This is a genomic window from Bacillus cereus group sp. RP32 (assembly GCF_040459735.1).
In the GTDB taxonomy this organism is placed as follows: Bacteria; Bacillota; Bacilli; order Bacillales; family Bacillaceae_G; genus Bacillus_A; species Bacillus_A wiedmannii.
On the sequence record NZ_JARVHO010000001.1, the window covers coordinates 1,187,160 to 1,208,409 of the forward strand.

A 21,250-nucleotide genomic window follows, 5' to 3' on the forward strand; every position below is an offset into this window, starting at 1 on the left:
TAAATAACATAAATAATCTATATAAATGTAAACGTTATCAAAATAGAGAGGTGGAGACAATGAGTAAATTTTTCTTCAATCATAATCCAGCAACAGTAGAGGATGGAAGGCTTGTTAAGTATGCTGAAATTATTTATGGAGAAGGTGGCCGTTCTGTATTAGAAAATTTAATGGTGAAGGCATCTATCAGATTGCGTGATCGTTATCCGAATAAATCTGACGAGCAGATCTCGAACCTCGTAAATAAAGGCATCCATGATATGTTTCAAAAATATGTGAGTGAGTAAGAGTAGCCAATGGCTGCTCTTATTTTTTTGTATAAGGATTGTATCTCTAGCTGAAAATAAGGATGTATTTTGAAAGATATAAAAAGGAGTGATAAAGATGAGCAATGGAATTGGTCGTTCAAAAGAAAATCTTCCAACTGATGCTAATCATGTGAGCGCAAAGGATCGTGCGCATCAAAAACGTATGGCAAAGCAAAAACAACAAGAGCGTAATGGCGATAGAGGATAACTCAAAAAAAGCTCCTTCTAAAACAGAAGGGGCTTTTTAAGATAGAAAATGATTTGCGGTAACATAAAAAAGTCCACCGTTAATAATTTGCAATGTAATACGTGGCTCGTATTGTTCTTGCAGTGCTTGTTTTTCAATTTCATAGCTTTCGGGAAGTTCATCACTTTCTTCATAAAAACGATTTAAAAGGTCTAAATCATGATTCCAGCGCACTCTTGCTTCTTTCGCCCACGTATGGTCATCTTCTGCAATAATATTTTTTAAAGCGTCCTCTATACGTTGTAAACCGCTTTGCGGTTTAATGATAGGTGAGAGCGTAAAACAAAAGTCAGGTATTTTCGGTGTAAGTTTAATTTTCGTTAATGTTTCATGAAAGTTTGCAATCATTGTGCCAGAAATGAGATGAATACCAATCGAGTGAAGGATGTCCTTTTTTCGATCACATTGATAGGAAACTTTAATATTTACACCGAGCCACGGATGGAGCGGTGTATGTGTCGCTCCGCTATGCCGTACTTCCTCATATAAACGTATGTAAGAGCCTAATTCTTTTGTCGTTTGGAAAATTTGATGAAGGCGTGGGGAACCGTAGTGAATCAGTTCACCATCGCTTTCTTCATTTTCTGGATTCGTAACAAGAGTAAGGCGCATCGGATTCGGTACGCCTCCTGTTTTCTCAAGATAGTGCCAATAAAAAGGGCGATTCATTAATAATTTATCCATCTCAATTGTTAACTGCACATCTAATAAATGAGGAGAACGTTCTAAAATTTCACAGTTATTCGCCTCAAAAAAATTGTATAAGTAATTATGAATTTCATGTTGCTGCATAGCCTTGCACCTCAGCTTCATTTCGTTTCGCAAAGTCGATAATAGATGTTAAGTTTTCCATCTTAATTCGGATTTCTCCTTCGCTTTTTGATTGCGCAAATATTTCTTGAATATGTGCGTCGATGTTTTTCATATTAATTCTCGTTAAAATTTCATCAAGTTCACCGATAACACGCTCAAATAAATTGATTTTTTCATATAACAGTTTCAAAATATGTTCTTCAACAGTATGTTTTGTAGCTAAGTTATAAATATGAACATCATTCTTTTGACCAAGACGGTGAATACGTCCGATTCTTTGTTCAAGACGCATTGGATTCCACGGTAAGTCATAATTAATCATATGGCTACAAAACTGTAAGTTAATCCCTTCACCACCAGCTTCGGTTGCAATTAATACTTGTGCGTGGTTTTGGAAAAGCTCCTTCATCCAATCTTTCTTCCCGCGTTTAAACCCGCCGCGGAATGGAACGGAAGAAATACCGTGTTGTTGTAAAAACCATTGTAAATACATTTGTGAAGCTCTATATTCAGTGAAGATAATGACTTTATCGTCAATTTCTTTTATAAGCTCAAGAGCTTTATTCGCTTTTGAGTTGAAAGGAATATGATTAATTTTGTCCATTAGCACATCAATATGTGGGTCCTTTATGTAATGCTCATTTTCTTTCTGCCTTTTCTCCACATGTTTTTTTAATGAATAGTAAACAGCTTCACGACTACTACACGCTTCCCGTTTTAAAGTTAACGATGAGAAAGCAGATGTGAAGGCATCTTGTCCTCGCCAATTTTCAATACCATTATACAAAGCTTGCTCTTCTTCATTAAACTCAACAAAAATTGTACGTACATGTCTCTTTGGCCAATCAATTCCGGTATTATGACGTCGATTTCGGACCATCACTTTGTTAATAAGAGCTTTTAAATCTTCATCAGATTCGGCGGAACGATTTTTTGAAGCGTAATATTCTTCAAAGTTGGATTGATTGCCTAAATGTCCTGGCTTTAATAAAGAAACGAGGTTGAAAATTTCATCAATCTTATTTTGAACAGGCGTAGCGGTTAATAATAAACAAAATTTCTTTTTTAATCGTTGTGCAAATTCATAGTTTTTTGTTTTATTATTTTTAAGTTTATGTGCTTCATCGATAATAATAAGGTCATATTCTAGGTTCAAAACGATATCGCGATGCGGTGAACGTTTTGCAGTATCAATTGATGATACAATCACATCGGCTTGTTCCCACGAGTAGCTTTTCTTTTGGGCTACAGCTGGAATAAAAAACTTTGTATTTAATTCGTATGCCCATTGTGATACGAGAGAGGCAGGGACGAGTATAAGTACTTTTTTCACAAGACCGCGGACCATATATTCTTTTAAAATCAGCCCAGCTTCAATCGTTTTCCCAAGTCCCACTTCATCTGCTAGTATCGCTTTACCATTCATTTGTTCAATGACATTTTGAGCGACTTCTAATTGATGTGGAAGTGGTGTGAAATGAGATAAATGCTTCGGTGCCTGTAAGCCATCGAAAGTAGGAACAAGTAACGATTTTTCTGTTTTATAAGCTAAATGATATAAATCCCAGTTTGTCCAAGGACCATCTTCGTTAATTCTATTTAAAAAATTGTTTTGCCACGTTCGATCTACGGAAATATCGACATTCATTACGACTCTCCCACCTTTTATAAACTAAAGTAATTATTAAAAAAATCTTTATTATATAAGCCTTGTAATAAGGCTCTATTACACTTGCTGAAAGTTAAAGAATAGGAAAAGATAAAGAGCTAAATTTTGAAAATTGTATTTAATAAGATTAAGAATGAAAAATTCTAAATTATTTTTTATGCTAGAATATTGATGAAATATAGCGAATAATGTTAGGATAATGGTGTGAAATGTGTGGAATCTTTCGTATTTTATCCAAGAAAGTGATTTTTTATTTACGCTTTCATAAAAAAATATAATGAGATTCCGTATATCCTATCTTTTCAGAGTGAAAATGTTTAGATATGGCGAGCAACTTTTATTGATTTGTCAAAGCATAAGGGGGAGAGAGCATGATTACATTACAACGTACACCGTTATTTGATGTATACGCGAAGTATGGTGGAAAAACAATCGACTTCGGTGGTTGGGAATTACCAGTTCAATTTTCAAGCATTAAAGAAGAACATGAAGCTGTACGTACGGCTGCAGGTTTGTTCGATGTGTCTCATATGGGAGAAGTTGAGGTAAAAGGTGTAGATAGTTTAGCATTTTTACAACGTGTTGTTACAAATGACGTTTCTACCTTAAAGGTAGGAGGCGCACAATATACAGCTATGTGCTACGAAAATGGTGGTACAGTAGATGATTTATTAATCTACAAACGTGGTGAAGAAGACTATTTATTAGTAATCAATGCATCAAATATCGAGAAAGATTACGAATGGTTAGCTAGCCATGTAATTGGCGATGCAACAGTAGTCAATGTTTCTAGTGAAGTTGCACAGCTTGCAATTCAAGGTCCAAAAGCAGAAGGCATTTTACAAAAAGTTGTGTCAGAAGATTTGAAAGAAATTAAGTTCTTTAAATTTAAAAACGATATTCTTGTAGATGGAATTCCAGCACTTGTATCTCGTACAGGTTACACAGGTGAAGATGGATTTGAAATTTACTGTAAGAGTGAAGATGCTGCAAAACTTTGGGAGAAACTTCTTGAAGTTGGAGCAGAAGAAGGCTTAAAAGCATGTGGTTTAGGTGCTCGCGATACACTTCGCTTCGAAGCAACATTACCACTTTATGGTCAAGAATTATCAAAAGATATTACACCGATTGAAGCTGGCATCGGCTTTGCGGTAAAACCAAATAAAGAAGCAGACTTCTTTGGAAAAGAAACGTTAAAAGAGCAAAAAGAAAACGGTGCGCCTCGTAAATTAGTCGGCATCGAAGTAATCGAACGTGGAATTCCTCGTACACATTACCCTGTATTTATTGGAGAAGAAAAAATCGGGGAAGTAACGAGTGGTACACAATCTCCAACGTTAAAGAAAAGCATTGGTTTAGCACTAATTGATGTAAAATACGCAGCAGTTGATACAGAAGTAGAAATTGAAATTCGTAATAAACGCGTCAAAGCAGTAGTTGTTCCAACACCATTTTATAAACGTTCAAAGTAACGGGGAGAGGGGTAGATTTCATGTTGCATCGTTATCTTCCAATGACAGAAGAAGACAAAAAAGAAATGTTACAAACGATCGGCGTTCAAACGATCGATGAATTATTCTCTGATATTCCAGAGAGTGTTCGTTTTAAAGGGGATTTAAAAATTAAAGAAGCAAAATCAGAGCCAGAGCTTTTAAAAGAGTTAACTCAAATGGCTAGTAAAAATGCTAACTTAAAAGAATACGCTTCTTTCTTAGGAGCAGGTGTATACGATCATTACGCTCCAGTAATTGTAGATCACGTTATCTCTCGCTCAGAATTTTATACAGCTTACACGCCATACCAACCAGAAATTTCACAAGGGGAATTACAAGCGATCTTTGAATTCCAAACAATGATTTGTGAATTAACAGGAATGGATGTAGCAAACTCTTCTATGTACGACGGAGGTACAGCTTTAGCTGAAGCGGCAATGCTAGCAGCTGGCCATACTCGCAAAAAGAAAATTCTTGTATCTAGTGCAGTTCATCCAGAATCAAGAGCAGTACTTGAAACGTATGCAAAAGGTCAACATCTTGAAGTTGTTGAAATTAATCATAAAGATGGTGTAACAGATTTAGACGTATTACAAAGTGAAGTAGATGATACAGTTGCTTGTGTAATCGTTCAATATCCAAACTTCTTCGGACAAGTTGAAAAATTAGCTGATATTGAAAAAATCGTTCATCAACAAAAATCATTATTTATCGTTTCTTCAAATCCATTATCATTAGGCGCATTAACACCACCAGGAAAATTTGGTGCTGATGTTGTAATCGGTGATGCACAACCATTTGGTATTCCAACGCAGTTTGGTGGACCACACTGTGGTTACTTTGCAACAACGAAAGCATTTATGCGTAAAATTCCAGGACGTCTTGTTGGACAAACTGTAGATTCAGATGGTAAACGTGGATTTGTATTAACGTTACAAGCACGTGAACAGCATATTCGCCGTGATAAAGCGACGTCTAACATTTGTTCAAACCAAGCGTTAAATGCATTAGCAGCATCAGTTGCAATGACGGCACTTGGTAAACAAGGTGTGAAAGAAATGGCACGTCAAAACATTTCTAAAGCACAATATGCAAAACGTCAATTTGAAGCGAAAGGCTTCACTGTAACATTTGCTGGACCATTCTTCAATGAGTTTGTTGTAGATTGCAAGCGTCCAGTGAAAGAAGTAAACGATGCATTATTACAAAAGAATATTATCGGCGGTTACGACCTAGGCCGTGATTATAAAGAGCATGAGAACCATATGCTTGTAGCAGTAACTGAGCTTCGTACAAAAGAGGAAATTGACACACTTGTAAACGAAATGGGGGCTATCCAATGAAGAACCAAGACCAAGCACTTATCTTTGAAGTGAGTAAAGAAGGACGCATAGGATATAGCCTACCAAAATTAGATGTAGAAGAAGTGAAACTAGAAGATGTGTTTGAGAGCGATTATATTCGAGTAGAAGATGCAGAGCTACCAGAAGTATCTGAACTTGACATTATGCGCCACTATACAGCACTTTCAAACCGTAACCACGGTGTAGATTCTGGATTCTATCCACTTGGATCGTGTACGATGAAATATAATCCGAAAATTAATGAGAATGTAGCTCGTTTCGCAGGATTTGCAAATATTCATCCATTACAAGATGAAAAGACAGTACAAGGTGCAATGGAATTAATGTACGACTTACAAGAGCACTTAATTGAGATTACAGGTATGGATACTGTTACATTGCAACCAGCAGCGGGTGCACACGGAGAATGGACAGGTTTAATGTTAATTCGTGCATACCATGAAGCAAATGGTGACTTTAACCGTACGAAAGTAATTGTTCCTGACTCTGCTCACGGAACGAATCCAGCATCTGCAACTGTAGCTGGTTTTGAAACAATTACAGTAAAATCAAATGAACATGGTCTTGTTGACTTAGAAGATTTAAAACGTGTTGTAAACGAAGAAACAGCAGCACTTATGTTAACAAATCCTAATACATTAGGTCTATTCGAAGAAAATATTTTAGAAATGGCAGAAATCGTCCATAACGCAGGCGGTAAATTATACTATGATGGTGCAAACTTAAATGCGGTATTAAGCCAAGCGCGCCCAGGAGATATGGGATTTGACGTTGTGCATTTAAATCTTCATAAAACATTTACAGGTCCTCACGGCGGCGGTGGCCCAGGTTCGGGTCCAGTAGGTGTGAAAGCTGATTTAATTCCGTACTTACCAAAACCAATTTTAGAGAAAACGGAAAATGGCTATCACTTTAACTATGATCGTCCAGAAGCAATTGGACGCGTAAAACCATTCTATGGTAACTTCGGAATTAACGTTCGTGCATACACATATATTCGTTCTATGGGTCCAGATGGACTACGTGCAGTAACGGAGTATGCGGTATTAAATGCGAACTATATGATGAGAAGATTAGCACCATTCTATGATCTTCCGTTCGATAGACATTGTAAGCATGAGTTTGTATTATCAGGTCGTCGCCAAAAGAAACTTGGTGTACGTACATTAGATATCGCAAAACGCCTGCTTGATTTCGGTTACCATCCACCGACAATTTACTTCCCATTAAATGTGGAAGAATGTATTATGATTGAGCCGACAGAAACAGAATCAAAAGAAACATTAGATGGTTTCATTGATAAGATGATTCAAATTGCTAAAGAAGTAGAAGAAAATCCAGAAGTTGTACAAGAAGCACCTCATACAACAGTCATTAAACGTTTAGACGAAACGATGGCTGCACGTAAACCAGTTTTACGTTATGAAAAGCCAGCTCCTGTACAAGTTTGATTACAATAATGAAGGAAGAACTCGCTATATGCGGGTTCTTTTTTTGTATGGAGAATCTGTGCAGAATTAGTGAAGAAAATGTTAAAAATTTATATTTTTTGTTTCATAATGGTGTAAAGAAGCAGTTTCATCGGTGATTTTGTTGAAAAAGTCAGTTTGATAAAAGTATTTATTTTTGTTAGAATTTTATTGAAATTAAGAAGATGTAATGAGATAGGAATGACTCATTTTTATGTATATGTGAAAAAACGAGCAAGCTGGGGGTGAAAATGTGGGATATCGGTGTTATAGAATGATATACCATTTAGAAAACGGAAAAACGATTAAAGATGTAAAAGAATTTTGTTATAGAGATCAAGGAAAAGTACTAGAAAGAGTAGCACATCGCATGATGGATAATAGAGAAGTGACGGCAATTGATAAGCAAGGAACGATTATTTCAATAGCATGTGAGGACATTGTAAAGGTGGAACTTGATTACATAACAGAAAGTTAACCTTGAGTCATATCGAATTATTCGATACAATATACTGTTGAATGGTGAAGTGAGAAGAGAGGAGTTTATCATGGGTAGTACAAGACACTTTTATATGTTTATCTTAGCGTTTGTTCTAGTTGTGGCATTAACAATTTATTTAATTGTTGATAGCACTTGGTACAACACAGTTCATCCGGCATTCCTTCTGTTTATGTATGTAGGAATTGCGGTAGTGAGTTTCGGAATGAGAGATGAGATGTTAGATCGCTTTGAAAAGTGATACATATACGAAAGACCAACAGGAAAATGTTGGTCTTTTTTTCTTGCCAAAAATAGGATAGTGTGTATATACTGTATATATAAGGTATATACAGTATATACACACTGGAGGAAAACATGAATATTATTATTTCGAATTCTTCCCAAGACCCTATTTATGTACAAATAAGAAAACAATTAAGCCAGCTTATTTTAAATGGTGGTTTAAAGGGTGGAGACCAATTACCGTCTATTCGTAGCTTAGCGAAAGAATTACAAATTAGTGTAATTACTACGAAGCGTGCGTACGAGGAGCTTGAAAAAGAAGGATATATAGAAACTGTTGCTGGGAAAGGGACTTATGTTTCACGTAAAAATAATGAACTACTAAAAGAACAGCGAATTCGTCTATTGGAAAGTAAAGCGGAAGAGATTGTAAATGAAAGTAAAGCGTTGCAGCTTTCACTTGAAGATTTACAGCAGATGATTGCGTGTTTATATGAGGGGGAATAAGGGATGTTAGAGCTAAAAAATGTTTGTAAAAGTTATCAAGATTTTGCAGTGAAAAATATAAGTTTTACACTACCACGCGGATATATTATGGGATTTGTCGGACCGAATGGAGCCGGAAAAAGTACGACGATCAAAATGATTATGAATTTAATTCGAAAAGATAGCGGCGATATAAAAATTTTTGGCAAGGACAATAAGAAAGCCGAAAAGGAAATAAAACAAAATATCGGTTTTGTATATGATGAAAATCATTATTATGAAGATTTAACGTGTGAACAAATGAAACGTATTATTGCACCGTTATATAAAAAGTGGGACGAAGAGCAGTATCAATCGTATATGCATAGATTACAAGTTCCGAAGTATAAAAAAATTAAAGAGCTATCAAAAGGGATGAAAATGAAATTTGCGATTGCTATCGCACTTTCACATCACGCAGAGTTTATCATTATGGATGAACCGACAGCAGGACTAGATCCAGTTGTTCGAAGTGAATTGCTTGATATGCTGCAAGAAATTGTAATGGAAGATGAAGTATCTGTATTATTCTCAACTCATATTACAACAGACTTAGAGCGTATCGCAGATTATATTACGTTCATTAACGATGGAGAAATTATATTTACTGGTGAGAAAGATGAACTAATGGAGAACTACGTAATTGTAAAGGGAAGTAATGATTTATTAGACCGAGAAGGAAAAGAGCTATTTGTTGGATTAAGAAAAAATAAATTTGGTTTTGAAGGTTTAGCGAAGGATAAACAAGCAATCATAGATTGGTTTGGGAATGAGGTTGTACTAGAAAGGCCTACATTAGATGATATTATCGTTTACACTGCGAAAGGGAGAGGTGCCTATGCGTCAGCTCATTTATAAAGATTTGTTCTTTTTTCGGGGGATGTGGTTAGTGTATTTAATTATGCCGTTTGTATTATTTATGTTAGACCCAAGTGTTGAATTGTTATTTTCGATGAGTTGTCTATTTATAACCCTTTCTTCCGTTATGACGTTAACCTTTATGGATGAAAGGAATAAAAGTGACATTATTATAAATAGTTTGCCGGTAAGTCGAAAGGATATCATAATTGCTAGATATATTTCCTGTGCAATATTTATTGTTGGTGGCATGCTCTCTACGATGTTAGTTGTTTTTCTTATAAGAGGCATTGCGGTTATTGGTGATATCGGTGTATATCATCCTAATTTATACATTGAAATTCCGTGGTATGAAGTAATAAATGGAGCTGTTTACGCCGTATTTTTTGTTGTAACATTCTTTCCTAGTTATTATGGTACAAAATCGAAGGTAGTAAGAAGTATAGTATCAGCAGCCTCAATAGGAGTGGGAGGGATACTTTGGATATTTATTAGTGATGGGCTAAATGAAACAGCGCTTTCATTCATTGAATGGATTATGAATCCTATGCATGTTGCTGTATTTATAGTTGGATTTATTACATTAGTTAGTATTTATATCGTTTCTATTTTCCTTACAATTAAAATTTATGAAACACGTGATTTATAGAGAGGAGAATTCATATGCAACAGTTAATTTTGAAGGAGTTTTTCTTACAGAAGAAGATGTTTCCTTTCTATTTTTTAATACCCATTTTATCTATTTTTAAGAATTCCGTCGACCCGATGGGCATTGCAATAGGATTATTTATAACATGTAGTACAATTATTTATATTTCTTTTTATCATGAGGAGAAAAGTAAAACAGAAAAAGTATTAGTGAGTTTGCCTATAACGAGAAAAGAGATAGTTATAGCTAAATATATTTCAAGCTCATTATTTATTATAGCTGGTTTGAGTATAACTTTTATAGTCATAATATTAGGAAATATTTTATTGGACAAAGATATAGTTATTCCTGGATATGCAGTGTTTTCAGCAATAGTAGCAACTTTAATTTATTGTGTAGTAACGATACCTGCTAATTACATTGGAGGATATAAAGCTATTACTGTCTTGAATGTGATTATGCTTTTTCCTTTAATCGGTATGATTGGTCTTATGTGCAATGTTTTTGGTGATAAAACAATTATGTTAAAAGTACTTCACTCTCAAGTGGCTACACAAGCAATGGGTGTTCTTGGTATCGGAATATTAGTGAGTATATTCGTATCAATGTTCCTCTCAATGAAAATGTTTCAGGAGGCAGAGTTATAGAAGGGACATTTCCATATTAGGAGGTGTAATACATGAGCAAGCAACTCGTCTTAAAAGATATGATGTTGCAAAGAAAATTAGGGTTTGTTTATCTTATATGTTTGGTTTTCCTTGCTATTGTTGATTTTCGTAGTGATAGCTTCCTTATGACGATTAGCGTATCTATACCTTTTCTTGGCACGGTACTGTCAATGAGTTATGAGGGGAAAAATAAAAGTGAAATGATAGTAAATAGTTTACCGTTTGACCGTAAAGATATTGTCATAGGGAAGTACATATTTGTAAGTATTTTAGTTGCTCTAGGTGGATGTTTCTCACTAGTGGTTGGTTTAATACAGTTACAAAATGAACAGATGACTGGATTTATGCTGTGGGGAGAAATGCTCGGGGGTATAACAGGTGGATTTGTTTGTAGCATAATTGTACTCCCAATTGAATTTTCAGTAGGATATAGTAGTGTAAAACAAATCGCTCCCTTCATCGGAATTGCATTTGGGTATTTAAGTGGACTGATTGTAAGTAACGTATGGTTAGATGTAGAGAGTGTTTGGAACACCAGTCTAATCGTAAATATTTGTTTTATAGCAGGGCTGCTTCTTTTATATGCTATGTCCATGCTTTTCTCAATTCATTTGTACAATGAACGTGATCTGTGAGAGGATGAGTAATCGTGAAGCAACTTATAATAAAAGATTTTATCATACAATGGAAGCATCTAATATGGTACTTAATATACCCTCTTTTCTTGTATATGACATTAACAGATATTAAAAGCATTTACGTAATTATGTCTGCTATAATTCCAGTTATGGCAATTTTAAAAACATTTAATGATGATAAAAAATATGATGGTGAAGTAATGTTAAATAGTTTACCGCTAGCAAAAAAAGAAATTGTAGTAGCTAAATACATAATGGCACTTATTATTTTTATTATAAGTATGATAGTGTCTAGCCCTTTAGGGATTATTCGGTTTGCAGGCGGGGTATTTGAATTTATTACGACAACTTTAGTTACGATTACTGCCTTTGTTTTTATATATTTAAGTCTTGTCTTACCGATATCGTTTTGGCTAGGATATAAAAAATCTATTTTTATCACGCTTTTTATACTAATGGCACCGATTGTTATTGTAGAAATGTTCTTCCAAATTAACATAGAACAAATTCATTTACATAATGGAGTATTGTTAATTTGGTCAATTTGTATGTTGCTTTTATCTGTACTTGCTTCGGTAAAGCTATATGAAAAAAGAGAATTTTAAAAGGTGCCTTATATAAGGCACCTTCTTCAATAACGACAATAGGAAAGTAAAAGTTTATAAATAGAGAGATTACTTGGTACAACATCTTTTGGAGTATGTAATATAAAGCTGAAAACGATAACGAGAATGAGAAAGAGGAAAAATAAAAATAGAATTTGCTTATGTACGGAATTTTGCATATTATCCACTCCTTTTTTAGGTAGTATGTCCAAAAGAAAGGAGTGTATGAAAAATGTTAGGGGGAGAATGATGAACAAAAGAAAATGGTTATATAGAATAGGAATATTTCTATTTTCAATTGGTCTCGTATTAGCAAATTTTTACTCAGATATACCATCACCATTTCCTAATTTGCATAAAGGGATTGGTATAAGTGTTGTCATAGTTGGTCTTCTTTGTCTTATCACATCAAACTTCTACAGAAAGTCTGAATGATTATAAAAAAGGACAGTTACTCTTTTTCAGAAGAACTGTCCCTTTTAAATAACTTATTCCATAGCTTGGCGATACCCCATATAATGATGATTGCAATGGAGGCAATGATGGACCAAACGATTGATATAATTTCAAGTGTCATGTTAGGAAGGAATGTGAGAATGGATACTACCCTATGAAATAACCATTCTATTATATGAAAACTGATTTGCAGTAGAATGACGATCCCGAGTGTAATCCATGCTAACAGTTGCTTCCCATTTTCTTTCCACATGACATTCACCTCACGTTAGCTTAATAGTTTTAAGCCAACAGCGCCGCATAGAATGCAGCTTAAGAAGGCAAGACGACGCCAATCCGCTGATTCACGGAAAATAAGAATACCTAGAAGTGCGCTTCCGGCAGTTCCGATTCCAGTCCAAATCGCATAAGCAGTTCCCATCGGTAATGTATTCATCGCAAGTGATAAGAAGAAGAAGCTTACGCCGAAGTTAGCAATTAAAATAACTTTTGGTGCCCAGCCTTTCTTTTCAGTGGCTACTTTCATAAAGAGTACACCAATAATTTCACAAATACCAGCTAGAATTAAAAATACCCAAGCCATTTTATGCGGCCTCCTTCGCTTCTTTTTCTTCTGTTACTCGTTTTAAACCAATTACGCCGAAGAAGATTAAGCCGATTAATAAAACTTTTACAATAGAGAAAGGTTCTCCGAAGATGAAAATCTCTGTCAGAACGATCCCACCAGCTCCAATTCCTGTAAAGACGGCGTATACAGTGCCGACAGGTAAATCTTTATAAGCTCTAAATAATAAAACGAAACTAATTGTAATTAATAATGCAACACCAGCCCACTCAAGTGGTGCCTCCGCGTGTTTTAGTCCAATTACCCAAAAGATTTCAATAATACCAGCTAAGATTACATAAATCCATGCCATATGTCATTTCTCCTTCCTACCAGTCGTTAGGTAAAGGGCTTAAAACTGACGCATTGCAAAGGAGCAATCCGTCAGTTTGAAAGGCCTCGCCAAAATACTTGCCAAGAGGCGTTTAAACGAGTCTCAAAGCGATTTAAACCTGCGAATAGTAGTTCAACCATAAGTCCGTCTAGTAAGCATAGAAAAGCTTCTAGAGCGTCTTCTACTTCAATGTTATGCAGCTCACTTTGCTCGTTTGCCTGTTTAAATATAGGGAATAAAAGTTTTCCGACGTTTTCAATGTGTGCATTCGCTTTTTCGATAATTTGTACGCGGAATGCATCAGGCGGAAAATAAGAAGTTCGTAACCAAAACATTGATTCTTCACTTTCACCAAATCGTTTCGCGTAGCCCTTTAGTAACTGTAAGAGCAATTCTTCAGTAGACGAATTTGAAAATTTTTCGATATCGTCTGTGAAGCTCTGTAAATCTTTTTGAAGAGCAGATTCTAAACATATAAAATATAGCTCTTCTTTTCCTTTAAAGTGTGCGTAAATCGATGGTTTTTTAATCCCAACTTCTTGAGCAATATTTGCCAATGAAGTTCCTTCATAGCCGTAGCGTGCGAAATGAGAAAGTGCTACAGCTTTAATGCGGTTTGCTGTCATTTTCATCCCCTACCTACCGTTCGTTAGGTTCATTATATGAGATGGAAAATATAAAGTCAATAGGTGAAGAGCTGAAAAAGAGCGCTACAGGTAACGCTCTTTTTTTAGACAGTATCTCGCTCAATTAAATGGAATGAAAGCTCTTCTGCCTTCCCGGCAATTTGCTCGCTTTGGATTTGTTTATGGAATAAAGAAAAAGCATGTGAGCCCATTGCGAGACCGGGGTGTTCAATTGTGGAAATTTCTAACGCCTTTGAAATTTCATGATTATCAAATCCAAGGATAGCAAGTTCTTCAGGGACTCGAATGCCATGTTTTCGCGCCTCTGTTAATAAACCAGCTGCAACTTGATCGTTCGCTGTAAAAATAGCGGTTGGGCGATTTTTCATGTTTAAAATGCGATGAAGTATTTTTGCACCATCCTGCATCGTATAGCATTGATGAAAAATCCAATCTGGATGTACCGTTTTACCTTCGTTATGCAGCGTATCAGCAAATGCTTTTTCGCGCTCCATAGAATTTGCACTCGTTTTTCTTGCTAAACAGATTCCGATTTTTTCATGGCCTTTACTGAGTAAATAGGCAGTGCCGAGACGGAAGCCTTCATAGTGATCTACGTAGACGGATGAAATGAGGGGATGCTTTATCTTTTCACATGAAATAATAGGGGCAAATTTTGCGAAAGGTTCAATTTGTTCCCAAGAACTCGTTCGAGAGCAAATAATCATTCCATCGAATTGTTTCATTTTCATCATTTCAAGAACACGAATCTCTTCGAGGCTATCGTAATTTGTTTGACATAAATTAATGTGATATCCAGCTGCTAACGCTTCGTTTCCGATTCCTTCAATAATTGTACTGAAGTATGGAAGATTAATGAAAGGGAGCATAACCCCGATTGTATATGTTTTTCCCTTTATTAAATGAATAGCATTTATATTTTTTGCATAGTTCAATTCTTCAACAGCATCGAGAACACGCTTACGTTTTTCTTCTTTTACGTAAGGGTGATTATTAAGGGCGCGGGAAACAGTTGATATGGATACACCAGCGGTTTTTGCAATTTGTTTTATATTGGCCATATGTATCACCTCTTCCCCTTATTATAAAGGGAAAATAATAAGAATGAAAAAATCTTGACCTGAAAAGCTTTTCACAAACTATGGTATGAATAAGGCTTCTTTTTATTCGCGTAACCTTTTCACTTGGGCGTAAGAATGATAGGAGTCTTTTTGTTTGCAAAATAGTTTTGTCAAAATGTGTGAGAATAACGTGGAAAGTTTTCAAAGGTGGAGTTTGGTAGCGAAGCGAATATGAAGAGCATATAACACTTCGTTCGTTAAGAGAGCGGTATGAAAGGGCGGAAACAAATTGAAAAAAAGGATCATTTGTTTCGTGTTTTCTAGTTTCGTGCTTAGTTCGTGTTCGTTTCAGCAAACGATGCAAGAAGAAAAACAATTTGTAGGAACAACAGGAGGAACTATAGATCGTGTTACGGATCCAATTCCGCTGAAGGAGCTTCCAAAGTATTTTCCAGTGAAATTTAAAGTTCCGGCGTTTTTACCGTATGACATTATGAGTGATGTGAAGGGGGAAGTCAGAACGATTGGAAAAAAGAAGGCTGTTGTTATGATTAAATATAAACAGCAGGAGCCAGGTAGAAATGAATATATTGAGTTAAATGTTGCGAACTTTCCTTATAATTTTCCAGATTTCGTGGAAGAGAAGCGATTTCAAGAACAAATGAAATTGAATAATGGAGCATTCGCTTATTTTAAAAATAAGGATGACTCTGGGCGAGGAGATGAATTCGCTACGCTTATTTGGAAAGAGAAAGGACTTGAATATCAGCTGCTGTATCGCAATGTGCAAGAGAATGATAAAGATGTGACTAAGCAAAATTTATTATACATTGCAAATAATATGGAATGAAAAAACTAGCTGAATGATTCAGCTAGTTTTTGTATGTTATTATTTCTTTTTAATTTTTCCAGTCCACGTTTTAAATCCACCTTGTAATTGGTAGAAATCTTTGTAGCCTTGTTTCTTTAAGTATTGAGCTGCACGACCAGTACGGAATCCGCTTTGGCAGTATAAGTAAACTGGTTGATCTTTGCGAAGTTCTTTATGACGAAGGCGAATTTGTGATAATGGAATGTTACGTGCGCCTAAAATATGTCCTGCAGTATATTCGTCTGCTTCGCGAATATCGATAAGCTGTGCTTTGCGGTAGCCAGCGCGAAACTCTTCTTCTGAAAGTGTTTTAATTAATTTTCTCTGATAGAAATACATCCATACAGTGTAGCCGATGAACGCTACGATTACGGCTAATAAAATAATCCAAGTTGTTGACACGGTTCTATCGCTCCCTTTTTTCTTATCCTACTTTCAATATTATAATGCCCGTATGTATTTATGCAACAGATTCATTTGCATATAAGAAGAAATTTCGTATTCTTTCACAAATTTTGTCGAATTTGGTAGACTAGAGAATGTGAAAAATAATTGGTTATATGAGGTGCAGGATGGGAAAAGAAAAATGGTGTTATATTAACTCTGGTCAATGTTCACCGGCATTTAATATGGCGTTAGATGAATGTTTATTAAATTGGCAAAGTGAAAAGAAAATGCCACCAACCATTCGTTTTTATGAATGGGAAGTACCAACATTAACAGTTGGATATTTCCAGCGTGTTGAAAAAGATATTAATATGGATGTAGTTAACGAAAAGAAATATGGATTCGTTCGTCGTCAAACAGGCGGCAGGGGTGTACTACATGATAAAGAATTAACGTACAGTGTTATTGTGTCTGAAGATCATCCAAATATGCCAAAAACAGTTACAGAAGCGTATCGTATTATTTCGCAAGGTTTATTAGACGGTTTTAAGGCATTAGGATTAGAAGCATATTATGCAGTTCCAAAAACAGAAGCAGACCGTGAAAATTTAAAAAATCCACGTTCAGGAGTATGCTTTGATGCACCGTCTTGGTATGAAATTGTAGTAGAAGGAAGAAAAATCGCAGGTAGTGCTCAAACACGTCAAAAAGGTGTGATTTTACAGCACGGATCGATTCCGTTAGAAATAGATTTAGATGAATTATACGATCTGTTTTTATTCCCGAATGAACGTGTAAAAGAGCGTATGAAGAGTATGTTCTCTTCTAAAGCGGTAGCAATTAATGAATTAACAGACCGTACGTTTACAATCGAACAGTTAATTAAAGCGTTTGAGGTTGGGTTTGAAAAAGGATTAGATGTAGAGCTTGTTCCGTATGAATTAACAGAAGAACAGTTACATGAAGTGCAAACATTAGCAAAAGAGAAGTATGAAAGTAAGGAATGGAATTATAAAAAATAAGAGGTGGCAATTGCCACCTCTTATTTTTTATAGTAAATTAAGTACTTTTTCTACTTTGATTCCTTTATCTTGTAAAGAACGAAGGCGATTTACAACGTCCATAATTTCTTTGTCAAATGTAACGCTAATACCTTGGCTTTGTAGTTCCTTTTTTAAGCTTTCAATAGAATCATCTATGTCGATGCCAAGCTCGTAATCTTGACAAACTTCAATTGTCTTTTTCACAAGTTTAACATAATTTTCTTGTAGTTTTGTATTTGTTTCAGTCAAAGCAGGTTGCTTCGGTTTTGCAGGAGCGACCGGTGCTGTCTCTTGCTTTGTAACTGGAGTTGGTGCTGCTTTTTTCACAGGTGCTGGAGTAGATAGTTCCACAGCTGCTTCTACACTTACTGGCTTCGGTGTCGGTACCGGAGTAGGTTTAGGTGCTACAGGTGTTTCTACTCGCGTAACAGGTTTTGGAGCAGGTGCAATTGCTTTTGGAGCTTCTACAACAGTTTCTTCTTGCTCAGCAGCTTCTTTATTTTCTTTGCTCCACATAACGCGTTCAACTTCTAGAGAAACATTATTTTTGTTCATCGCTGTTAATGTAACTTTACCAACTTCAGCGTTCCCAGTGAAATCAACAATTTTATAAATAACACTCTTGTTCCAATCCACGTTTCCGCTCAAAAATAATTCTTCGTTACATTTCGGCGTTAAGCCCTCGATTTTAATTTCTGCGTTTACACCGTTTTCACTATATACCATAATTAGCGAAGCATTTACATCTTCGTCTGCTAACATTAGTTCACGTACCATTTTGCCGGTGCGTACTTGCGTTTTCTTCTTAACTGACATTTAATTTCTCCTCTCAAAAATTCAGTAATAATAAAAAAATCGTATAACGAAAAATAATTGCTCACGAAGATTTATGATACCGATAATAAAAGCATCACGTCAACAATTAACTTTAATTATTTTGCATTTTTCTTATTTTCTTTATGAAAATTTTCAATTTGTAAAATTAGACAGAAGAAAAACAGCCTTTTGAAAGGCTGTTAAAAATTTGATTTTTTGTATAGTAATTTATATAAAACAAAAAATAAGAGAGCGATTAAGGCGTTTTGCCAAAAAGTTAGATGATAAATGAGATAAGGTTGTTTTCTAAAATAAATATTTACGAATATAGCTGAGCAAAATGGAGTAGCAAAAGCGAGCCCGAATAGAATTCGTCTTTTCCAATTGATTTTTTGATCAAAGGAATAATGCTTTAATAAATATAAAATGAATAGTATACCTAGTATAATTATTGAAACCGACAAAGTAGTTCCAAGGATACTAAAAGGTGGACTTATTATTTCGGTGTTCTTTTCAAAAAAGAAAATGAAAAGAGAAGCAATGGTGTCCATTCCAAACTGTATAGCGAGAAGTAAGCTAATAACAAAGCCGATAAAAGAAGTTTTTTCTAACATTGTTTGAACCGGCAAAGCCGATATGAGTTCATCACAATAAGATTGTAAGTCATCACCAAAAATGTCATAAGCATTTTTATTTTCTGTTTGTGCTTCGATGAGATGGTCTAATATTTCTAGTAATAGTTCTTCTACTTGTTGTTCTGGCACGTTAGATAAACGAAGATAAACTAACATATCGCTATAAACAACTTCATTTTCAGGTGTTAGAAGTTCGCGTTTTTTGTTGTTCAATTTAATCATGTCTTGCGCATTCATCCTCATCACTCTCCCTGTAATAAATTGTTCACCGTAGTTGAAACCATTCCCCAGCTTTGTTTAAATTCTTCAAGTTGTTCTAATCCTTTAGCGGTTACGTGATAATATTTTCGCTTTGGACCGAGTGAGGAGGCTTTTAATGTTCCTTCAATCAATTTTTCTTTTTGCATACGTAACAATAACGGATATATGCTTCCTTCGCTTACGAATGTAAATCCGTGTTTATTTAATTTTGTACTCAGTTCATATCCGTACACTTCTTCTTGTGAAATGATGTATAGGATGCAACCTTCGAGCACACCTTTTAACATTTGGCTGTGCATAATTTCACCACCTTTTACTCAGGTAACTTGCGTTGCAAGATAGATGTTATCCAAATTATAACATTCAGTAACTTGCAACACAAGTTACTGAAGTGGAAAACTTTAATGAGTGTTAATTTTTCATCGTTTCCCATACTAACGAGAGGAGGGAAGTATATGAAACCATTTATGCCAAAACTCGTTTACTTTGAACCGAAGGCACTCGAATATCCGCTTGGAAAAGAGCTGTATGAGAAGTTTACGAAGATGGGATTAGAAATTCGTGAAACGACATCCCATAATCAAATTAGAAATTTGCCAGGTGAAAATGACTTGCAAAAGTATCGTAATGCAAAGGCAACACTTGTCGTTGGGGTGAGGAAAACATTAAAGTTTGATACGTCAAAACCGTCAGCTGAATATGCAATCCCGCTCGCAACGGGGTGTATGGGACATTGTCATTATTGCTATTTGCAAACGACACTTGGGAGTAAGCCTTACGTTCGCGTGTATGTCAATCTTGATGAAATATTTGAGAAGGCAAAGCAGTATATGGATGAAAGAGCACCAGAAATAACAAGGTTTGAAGCGGCTTGTACATCAGATATTGTTGGAATTGATCATTTAACACATGCATTAAAGCGGGCGATTGAATTCATTGGAGAAAGTGAGCATGGGCGTTTACGTTTCGTTACGAAATATTCGCACGTTGATCATTTATTAGATGCAAAACATAATGGGAAAACTCGTTTTCGATTTAGTATTAATTCACGGTATGTAATCAAAAATTTTGAGCCGGGGACATCACCTTTTGAAGAACGAATTGAAGCAGCTCGTAAAGTAGCAGGTGCGGGTTATCCACTTGGGTTTATAGTTGCCCCACTTTATATGCATGAAGGATGGGAAGAAGGATACCGTGAACTATTTGAGCGACTGTACAATGCGCTAAAAGATTTGTCGATACCAAATTTAACATTTGAATTAATACAACATCGCTTTACAAAACCAGCAAAAAAGGTCATTCAAGAGCGTTATCCGAATACGAAGCTTGAAATGGATGAAGAGAAGCGCAAATATAAATGGGGACGATATGGCATCGGGAAATACGTATATAAAAAAGATGATGCAGAAGTATTGGAAGAAACGATTAGAGGATATATTCATCACTTTTTTCCTAACGCAGAAATTCAATATTTTACATGAAAAGAACTTGTATTGGAATGCAAGTTCTTTTTTCTTTTAAATATTTAGGCTTGTTTTCAACTTGTCACGTTATTCTTTCTGGTGTATCATTTTATTGATTGCTTCGTACGGAATGAGCAAAATGAAATTGGATGGAGGAAACCGATGCCTACCCCTAGTATGGAAGATTATATTGAACAAATTTATTTGTTGATTGATGAAAAGGGTTATGCCCGCGTATCTGATATTGCTGAAGCGCTGAGTGTACATCCATCCTCTGTAACAAAAATGGTGCAAAAATTAGACAAAGATGAATATCTAATTTATGAAAAATATAGAGGGCTTGTATTAACATCAAAAGGTAAAAAAATCGGAGAGCGTCTCGTATACCGTCATGACTTGCTAGAGCAATTTATGCGTATTATCGGTTTGGATGAAAGTAAAATTTACAATGATGTAGAAGGAATTGAACATCATTTAAGTTGGGAAGCAATTGACCGCATTGGTGATCTAGTGCAATATTTTGAACAAGATGAGATTCGAGTGGAAACACTTCGTGGCGTTCAAAAAGCAAATGAAGAGAAAAGTAATTAAGGGGGAACGTATGTCGTTTCCTTTTTTATTTCAACCGAAAAGGATGGGGAA

The 21,250-nt window shown here is 35.5% G+C and carries 29 protein-coding genes; 18 read left to right on the top strand and 11 right to left on the bottom strand.

Translation table 11 applies throughout. The features are described from left to right. The first annotated feature begins 59 nt into the window (after positions 1-59). Positions 60-287, top strand: coding sequence for a hypothetical protein (locus tag QCI46_RS06155; RefSeq protein ID WP_000032702.1), 228 nt, complete (start codon positions 60-62; stop codon positions 285-287). A 97-nt stretch (positions 288-384) separates the two neighbouring features. Further along, positions 385-516 (top strand): hypothetical protein, encoded by a 132-nt coding sequence (locus QCI46_RS06160; RefSeq protein WP_000064661.1) that lies wholly within the window; start codon positions 385-387, stop codon positions 514-516. A gap of 36 nt (positions 517-552) precedes the next feature. Here QCI46_RS06160 and QCI46_RS06165 read toward each other — a convergent pair whose 3' ends face one another. Continuing rightward, a complete protein-coding gene (locus tag QCI46_RS06165) occupies positions 553-1,347 on the bottom strand; it encodes a YqhG family protein (protein ID WP_353839805.1) in 795 nt (264 codons plus the stop codon). Continuing rightward, positions 1,334-3,016, bottom strand: coding sequence for a DEAD/DEAH box helicase (locus QCI46_RS06170; RefSeq protein WP_001100048.1), 1,683 nt, complete (start codon positions 3,014-3,016; stop codon positions 1,334-1,336). The genes QCI46_RS06165 and QCI46_RS06170 overlap by 14 nt, the downstream gene beginning before the upstream one ends. 392 nt (positions 3,017-3,408) lie before the next feature. Here QCI46_RS06170 and gcvT point away from each other — a divergent pair, with 392 nt between their 5' ends. The 12 genes from gcvT (at position 3,409) to QCI46_RS06230 (ending at position 12,465) form a co-directional block, all read left to right on the top strand. Next, the gene (gene gcvT, locus QCI46_RS06175; protein ID WP_000631766.1) at positions 3,409-4,509 is read left to right on the top strand and encodes a glycine cleavage system aminomethyltransferase GcvT; all 1,101 of its coding nucleotides are present in this window, start codon (positions 3,409-3,411) and stop codon (positions 4,507-4,509) included. Positions 4,510-4,529: 20 nt separating this feature from the next. Then, positions 4,530-5,873, top strand: coding sequence for an aminomethyl-transferring glycine dehydrogenase subunit 1 (gcvPA, locus tag QCI46_RS06180; RefSeq protein ID WP_000903246.1), 1,344 nt, complete (start codon positions 4,530-4,532; stop codon positions 5,871-5,873). Beyond that, the gene (gene gcvPB / locus QCI46_RS06185; RefSeq protein WP_000795690.1) at positions 5,870-7,345 is read left to right on the top strand and encodes an aminomethyl-transferring glycine dehydrogenase subunit 2; all 1,476 of its coding nucleotides are present in this window, start codon (positions 5,870-5,872) and stop codon (positions 7,343-7,345) included. Before gcvPA ends, gcvPB begins: the two co-directional genes overlap by 4 nt. A gap of 292 nt (positions 7,346-7,637) precedes the next feature. Continuing rightward, on the top strand, positions 7,638-7,841 hold the full coding sequence (locus QCI46_RS06190; RefSeq protein WP_353841840.1) for a DUF3929 family protein: 204 nt from the start codon (positions 7,638-7,640) through the stop codon (positions 7,839-7,841). A gap of 70 nt (positions 7,842-7,911) precedes the next feature. After that, positions 7,912-8,103, top strand: coding sequence for a hypothetical protein (locus QCI46_RS06195; protein ID WP_000535935.1), 192 nt, complete (start codon positions 7,912-7,914; stop codon positions 8,101-8,103). Positions 8,104-8,219: 116 nt separating this feature from the next. Further along, complete coding sequence (locus QCI46_RS06200) at positions 8,220-8,594, top strand: GntR family transcriptional regulator (protein ID WP_048531120.1); 375 nt, start codon at positions 8,220-8,222, stop codon at positions 8,592-8,594. Between the two features lie 3 nt (positions 8,595-8,597). Further along, on the top strand, positions 8,598-9,470 hold the full coding sequence (locus QCI46_RS06205; RefSeq protein ID WP_353839806.1) for an ABC transporter ATP-binding protein: 873 nt from the start codon (positions 8,598-8,600) through the stop codon (positions 9,468-9,470). Beyond that, on the top strand, positions 9,451-10,119 hold the full coding sequence (locus QCI46_RS06210; RefSeq protein WP_353839807.1) for an ABC-2 transporter permease: 669 nt from the start codon (positions 9,451-9,453) through the stop codon (positions 10,117-10,119). Before QCI46_RS06205 ends, QCI46_RS06210 begins: the two co-directional genes overlap by 20 nt. Positions 10,120-10,133: 14 nt before the next feature. After that, positions 10,134-10,766 carry an ABC-2 transporter permease gene (locus QCI46_RS06215; protein WP_353839808.1) on the top strand — a complete coding sequence of 211 codons (633 nt, stop codon included), beginning with the start codon at positions 10,134-10,136 and terminating at the stop codon, positions 10,764-10,766. A gap of 32 nt (positions 10,767-10,798) precedes the next feature. After that, positions 10,799-11,422 (top strand): ABC-2 transporter permease, encoded by a 624-nt coding sequence (locus QCI46_RS06220; RefSeq protein WP_353839809.1) that lies wholly within the window; start codon positions 10,799-10,801, stop codon positions 11,420-11,422. A gap of 14 nt (positions 11,423-11,436) precedes the next feature. Then, on the top strand, positions 11,437-12,030 hold the full coding sequence (locus QCI46_RS06225; RefSeq protein WP_353839810.1) for an ABC-2 transporter permease: 594 nt from the start codon (positions 11,437-11,439) through the stop codon (positions 12,028-12,030). 249 nt (positions 12,031-12,279) lie between these two features. After that, complete coding sequence (locus QCI46_RS06230; protein ID WP_353841841.1) at positions 12,280-12,465, top strand: hypothetical protein; 186 nt, start codon at positions 12,280-12,282, stop codon at positions 12,463-12,465. 16 nt (positions 12,466-12,481) lie between these two features. On the opposite strand, the gene QCI46_RS06235 is transcribed toward QCI46_RS06230, so the two are convergent. The 5 genes from QCI46_RS06235 to QCI46_RS06255 form a co-directional block, all read right to left on the bottom strand. Continuing rightward, positions 12,482-12,739 (bottom strand): DUF3975 family protein, encoded by a 258-nt coding sequence (locus tag QCI46_RS06235; RefSeq protein WP_353839811.1) that lies wholly within the window; start codon positions 12,737-12,739, stop codon positions 12,482-12,484. A 15-nt stretch (positions 12,740-12,754) separates the two neighbouring features. Beyond that, entirely contained in the window at positions 12,755-13,069 is a 315-nt protein-coding gene (locus QCI46_RS06240) for a DMT family transporter (protein WP_000312623.1), read from the bottom strand. 1 nt (position 13,070) lies between these two features. Then, a complete protein-coding gene (locus QCI46_RS06245; protein WP_000312348.1) occupies positions 13,071-13,403 on the bottom strand; it encodes a DMT family transporter in 333 nt (110 codons plus the stop codon). Between the two features lie 71 nt (positions 13,404-13,474). Next, positions 13,475-14,056, bottom strand: coding sequence for a TetR/AcrR family transcriptional regulator (locus QCI46_RS06250; protein ID WP_048546415.1), 582 nt, complete (start codon positions 14,054-14,056; stop codon positions 13,475-13,477). Positions 14,057-14,154: 98 nt separating this feature from the next. Then, a complete protein-coding gene (locus tag QCI46_RS06255) occupies positions 14,155-15,132 on the bottom strand; it encodes a LacI family DNA-binding transcriptional regulator (RefSeq protein WP_353839812.1) in 978 nt (325 codons plus the stop codon). Between the two features lie 313 nt (positions 15,133-15,445). Here QCI46_RS06255 and QCI46_RS06260 point away from each other — a divergent pair, with 313 nt between their 5' ends. Next, the gene (locus QCI46_RS06260) at positions 15,446-15,982 is read left to right on the top strand and encodes a DNA polymerase III subunit delta (protein ID WP_353841842.1); all 537 of its coding nucleotides are present in this window, start codon (positions 15,446-15,448) and stop codon (positions 15,980-15,982) included. A 39-nt stretch (positions 15,983-16,021) separates the two neighbouring features. Here the strand turns inward: QCI46_RS06260 and QCI46_RS06265 are convergent, their stop codons facing one another. Then, positions 16,022-16,405 (bottom strand): rhodanese-like domain-containing protein, encoded by a 384-nt coding sequence (locus tag QCI46_RS06265; protein WP_000108656.1) that lies wholly within the window; start codon positions 16,403-16,405, stop codon positions 16,022-16,024. Positions 16,406-16,575: 170 nt separating this feature from the next. Here QCI46_RS06265 and QCI46_RS06270 point away from each other — a divergent pair, with 170 nt between their 5' ends. Further along, on the top strand, positions 16,576-17,412 hold the full coding sequence (locus tag QCI46_RS06270) for a lipoate--protein ligase family protein (RefSeq protein ID WP_000514071.1): 837 nt from the start codon (positions 16,576-16,578) through the stop codon (positions 17,410-17,412). Between the two features lie 27 nt (positions 17,413-17,439). On the opposite strand, the gene QCI46_RS06275 is transcribed toward QCI46_RS06270, so the two are convergent. From QCI46_RS06275 to QCI46_RS06285, 3 genes are all read right to left on the bottom strand, one after another. Then, complete coding sequence (locus tag QCI46_RS06275) at positions 17,440-18,249, bottom strand: hypothetical protein (protein ID WP_353839813.1); 810 nt, start codon at positions 18,247-18,249, stop codon at positions 17,440-17,442. A gap of 200 nt (positions 18,250-18,449) precedes the next feature. Next, entirely contained in the window at positions 18,450-19,121 is a 672-nt protein-coding gene (locus tag QCI46_RS06280) for a DUF1129 domain-containing protein (protein WP_353839814.1), read from the bottom strand. A gap of 5 nt (positions 19,122-19,126) precedes the next feature. Next, positions 19,127-19,444: a PadR family transcriptional regulator gene (locus QCI46_RS06285; protein WP_076540145.1), complete on the bottom strand. Its 318-nt coding sequence runs from the start codon at positions 19,442-19,444 to the stop codon at positions 19,127-19,129. Between the two features lie 156 nt (positions 19,445-19,600). Here QCI46_RS06285 and splB point away from each other — a divergent pair, with 156 nt between their 5' ends. Beyond that, entirely contained in the window at positions 19,601-20,626 is a 1,026-nt protein-coding gene (splB, locus tag QCI46_RS06290) for a spore photoproduct lyase (protein WP_000802100.1), read from the top strand. A gap of 144 nt (positions 20,627-20,770) precedes the next feature. Beyond that, complete coding sequence (gene mntR, locus QCI46_RS06295; protein WP_001143070.1) at positions 20,771-21,199, top strand: transcriptional regulator MntR; 429 nt, start codon at positions 20,771-20,773, stop codon at positions 21,197-21,199. Positions 21,200-21,250: the final 51 nt, after the last annotated feature.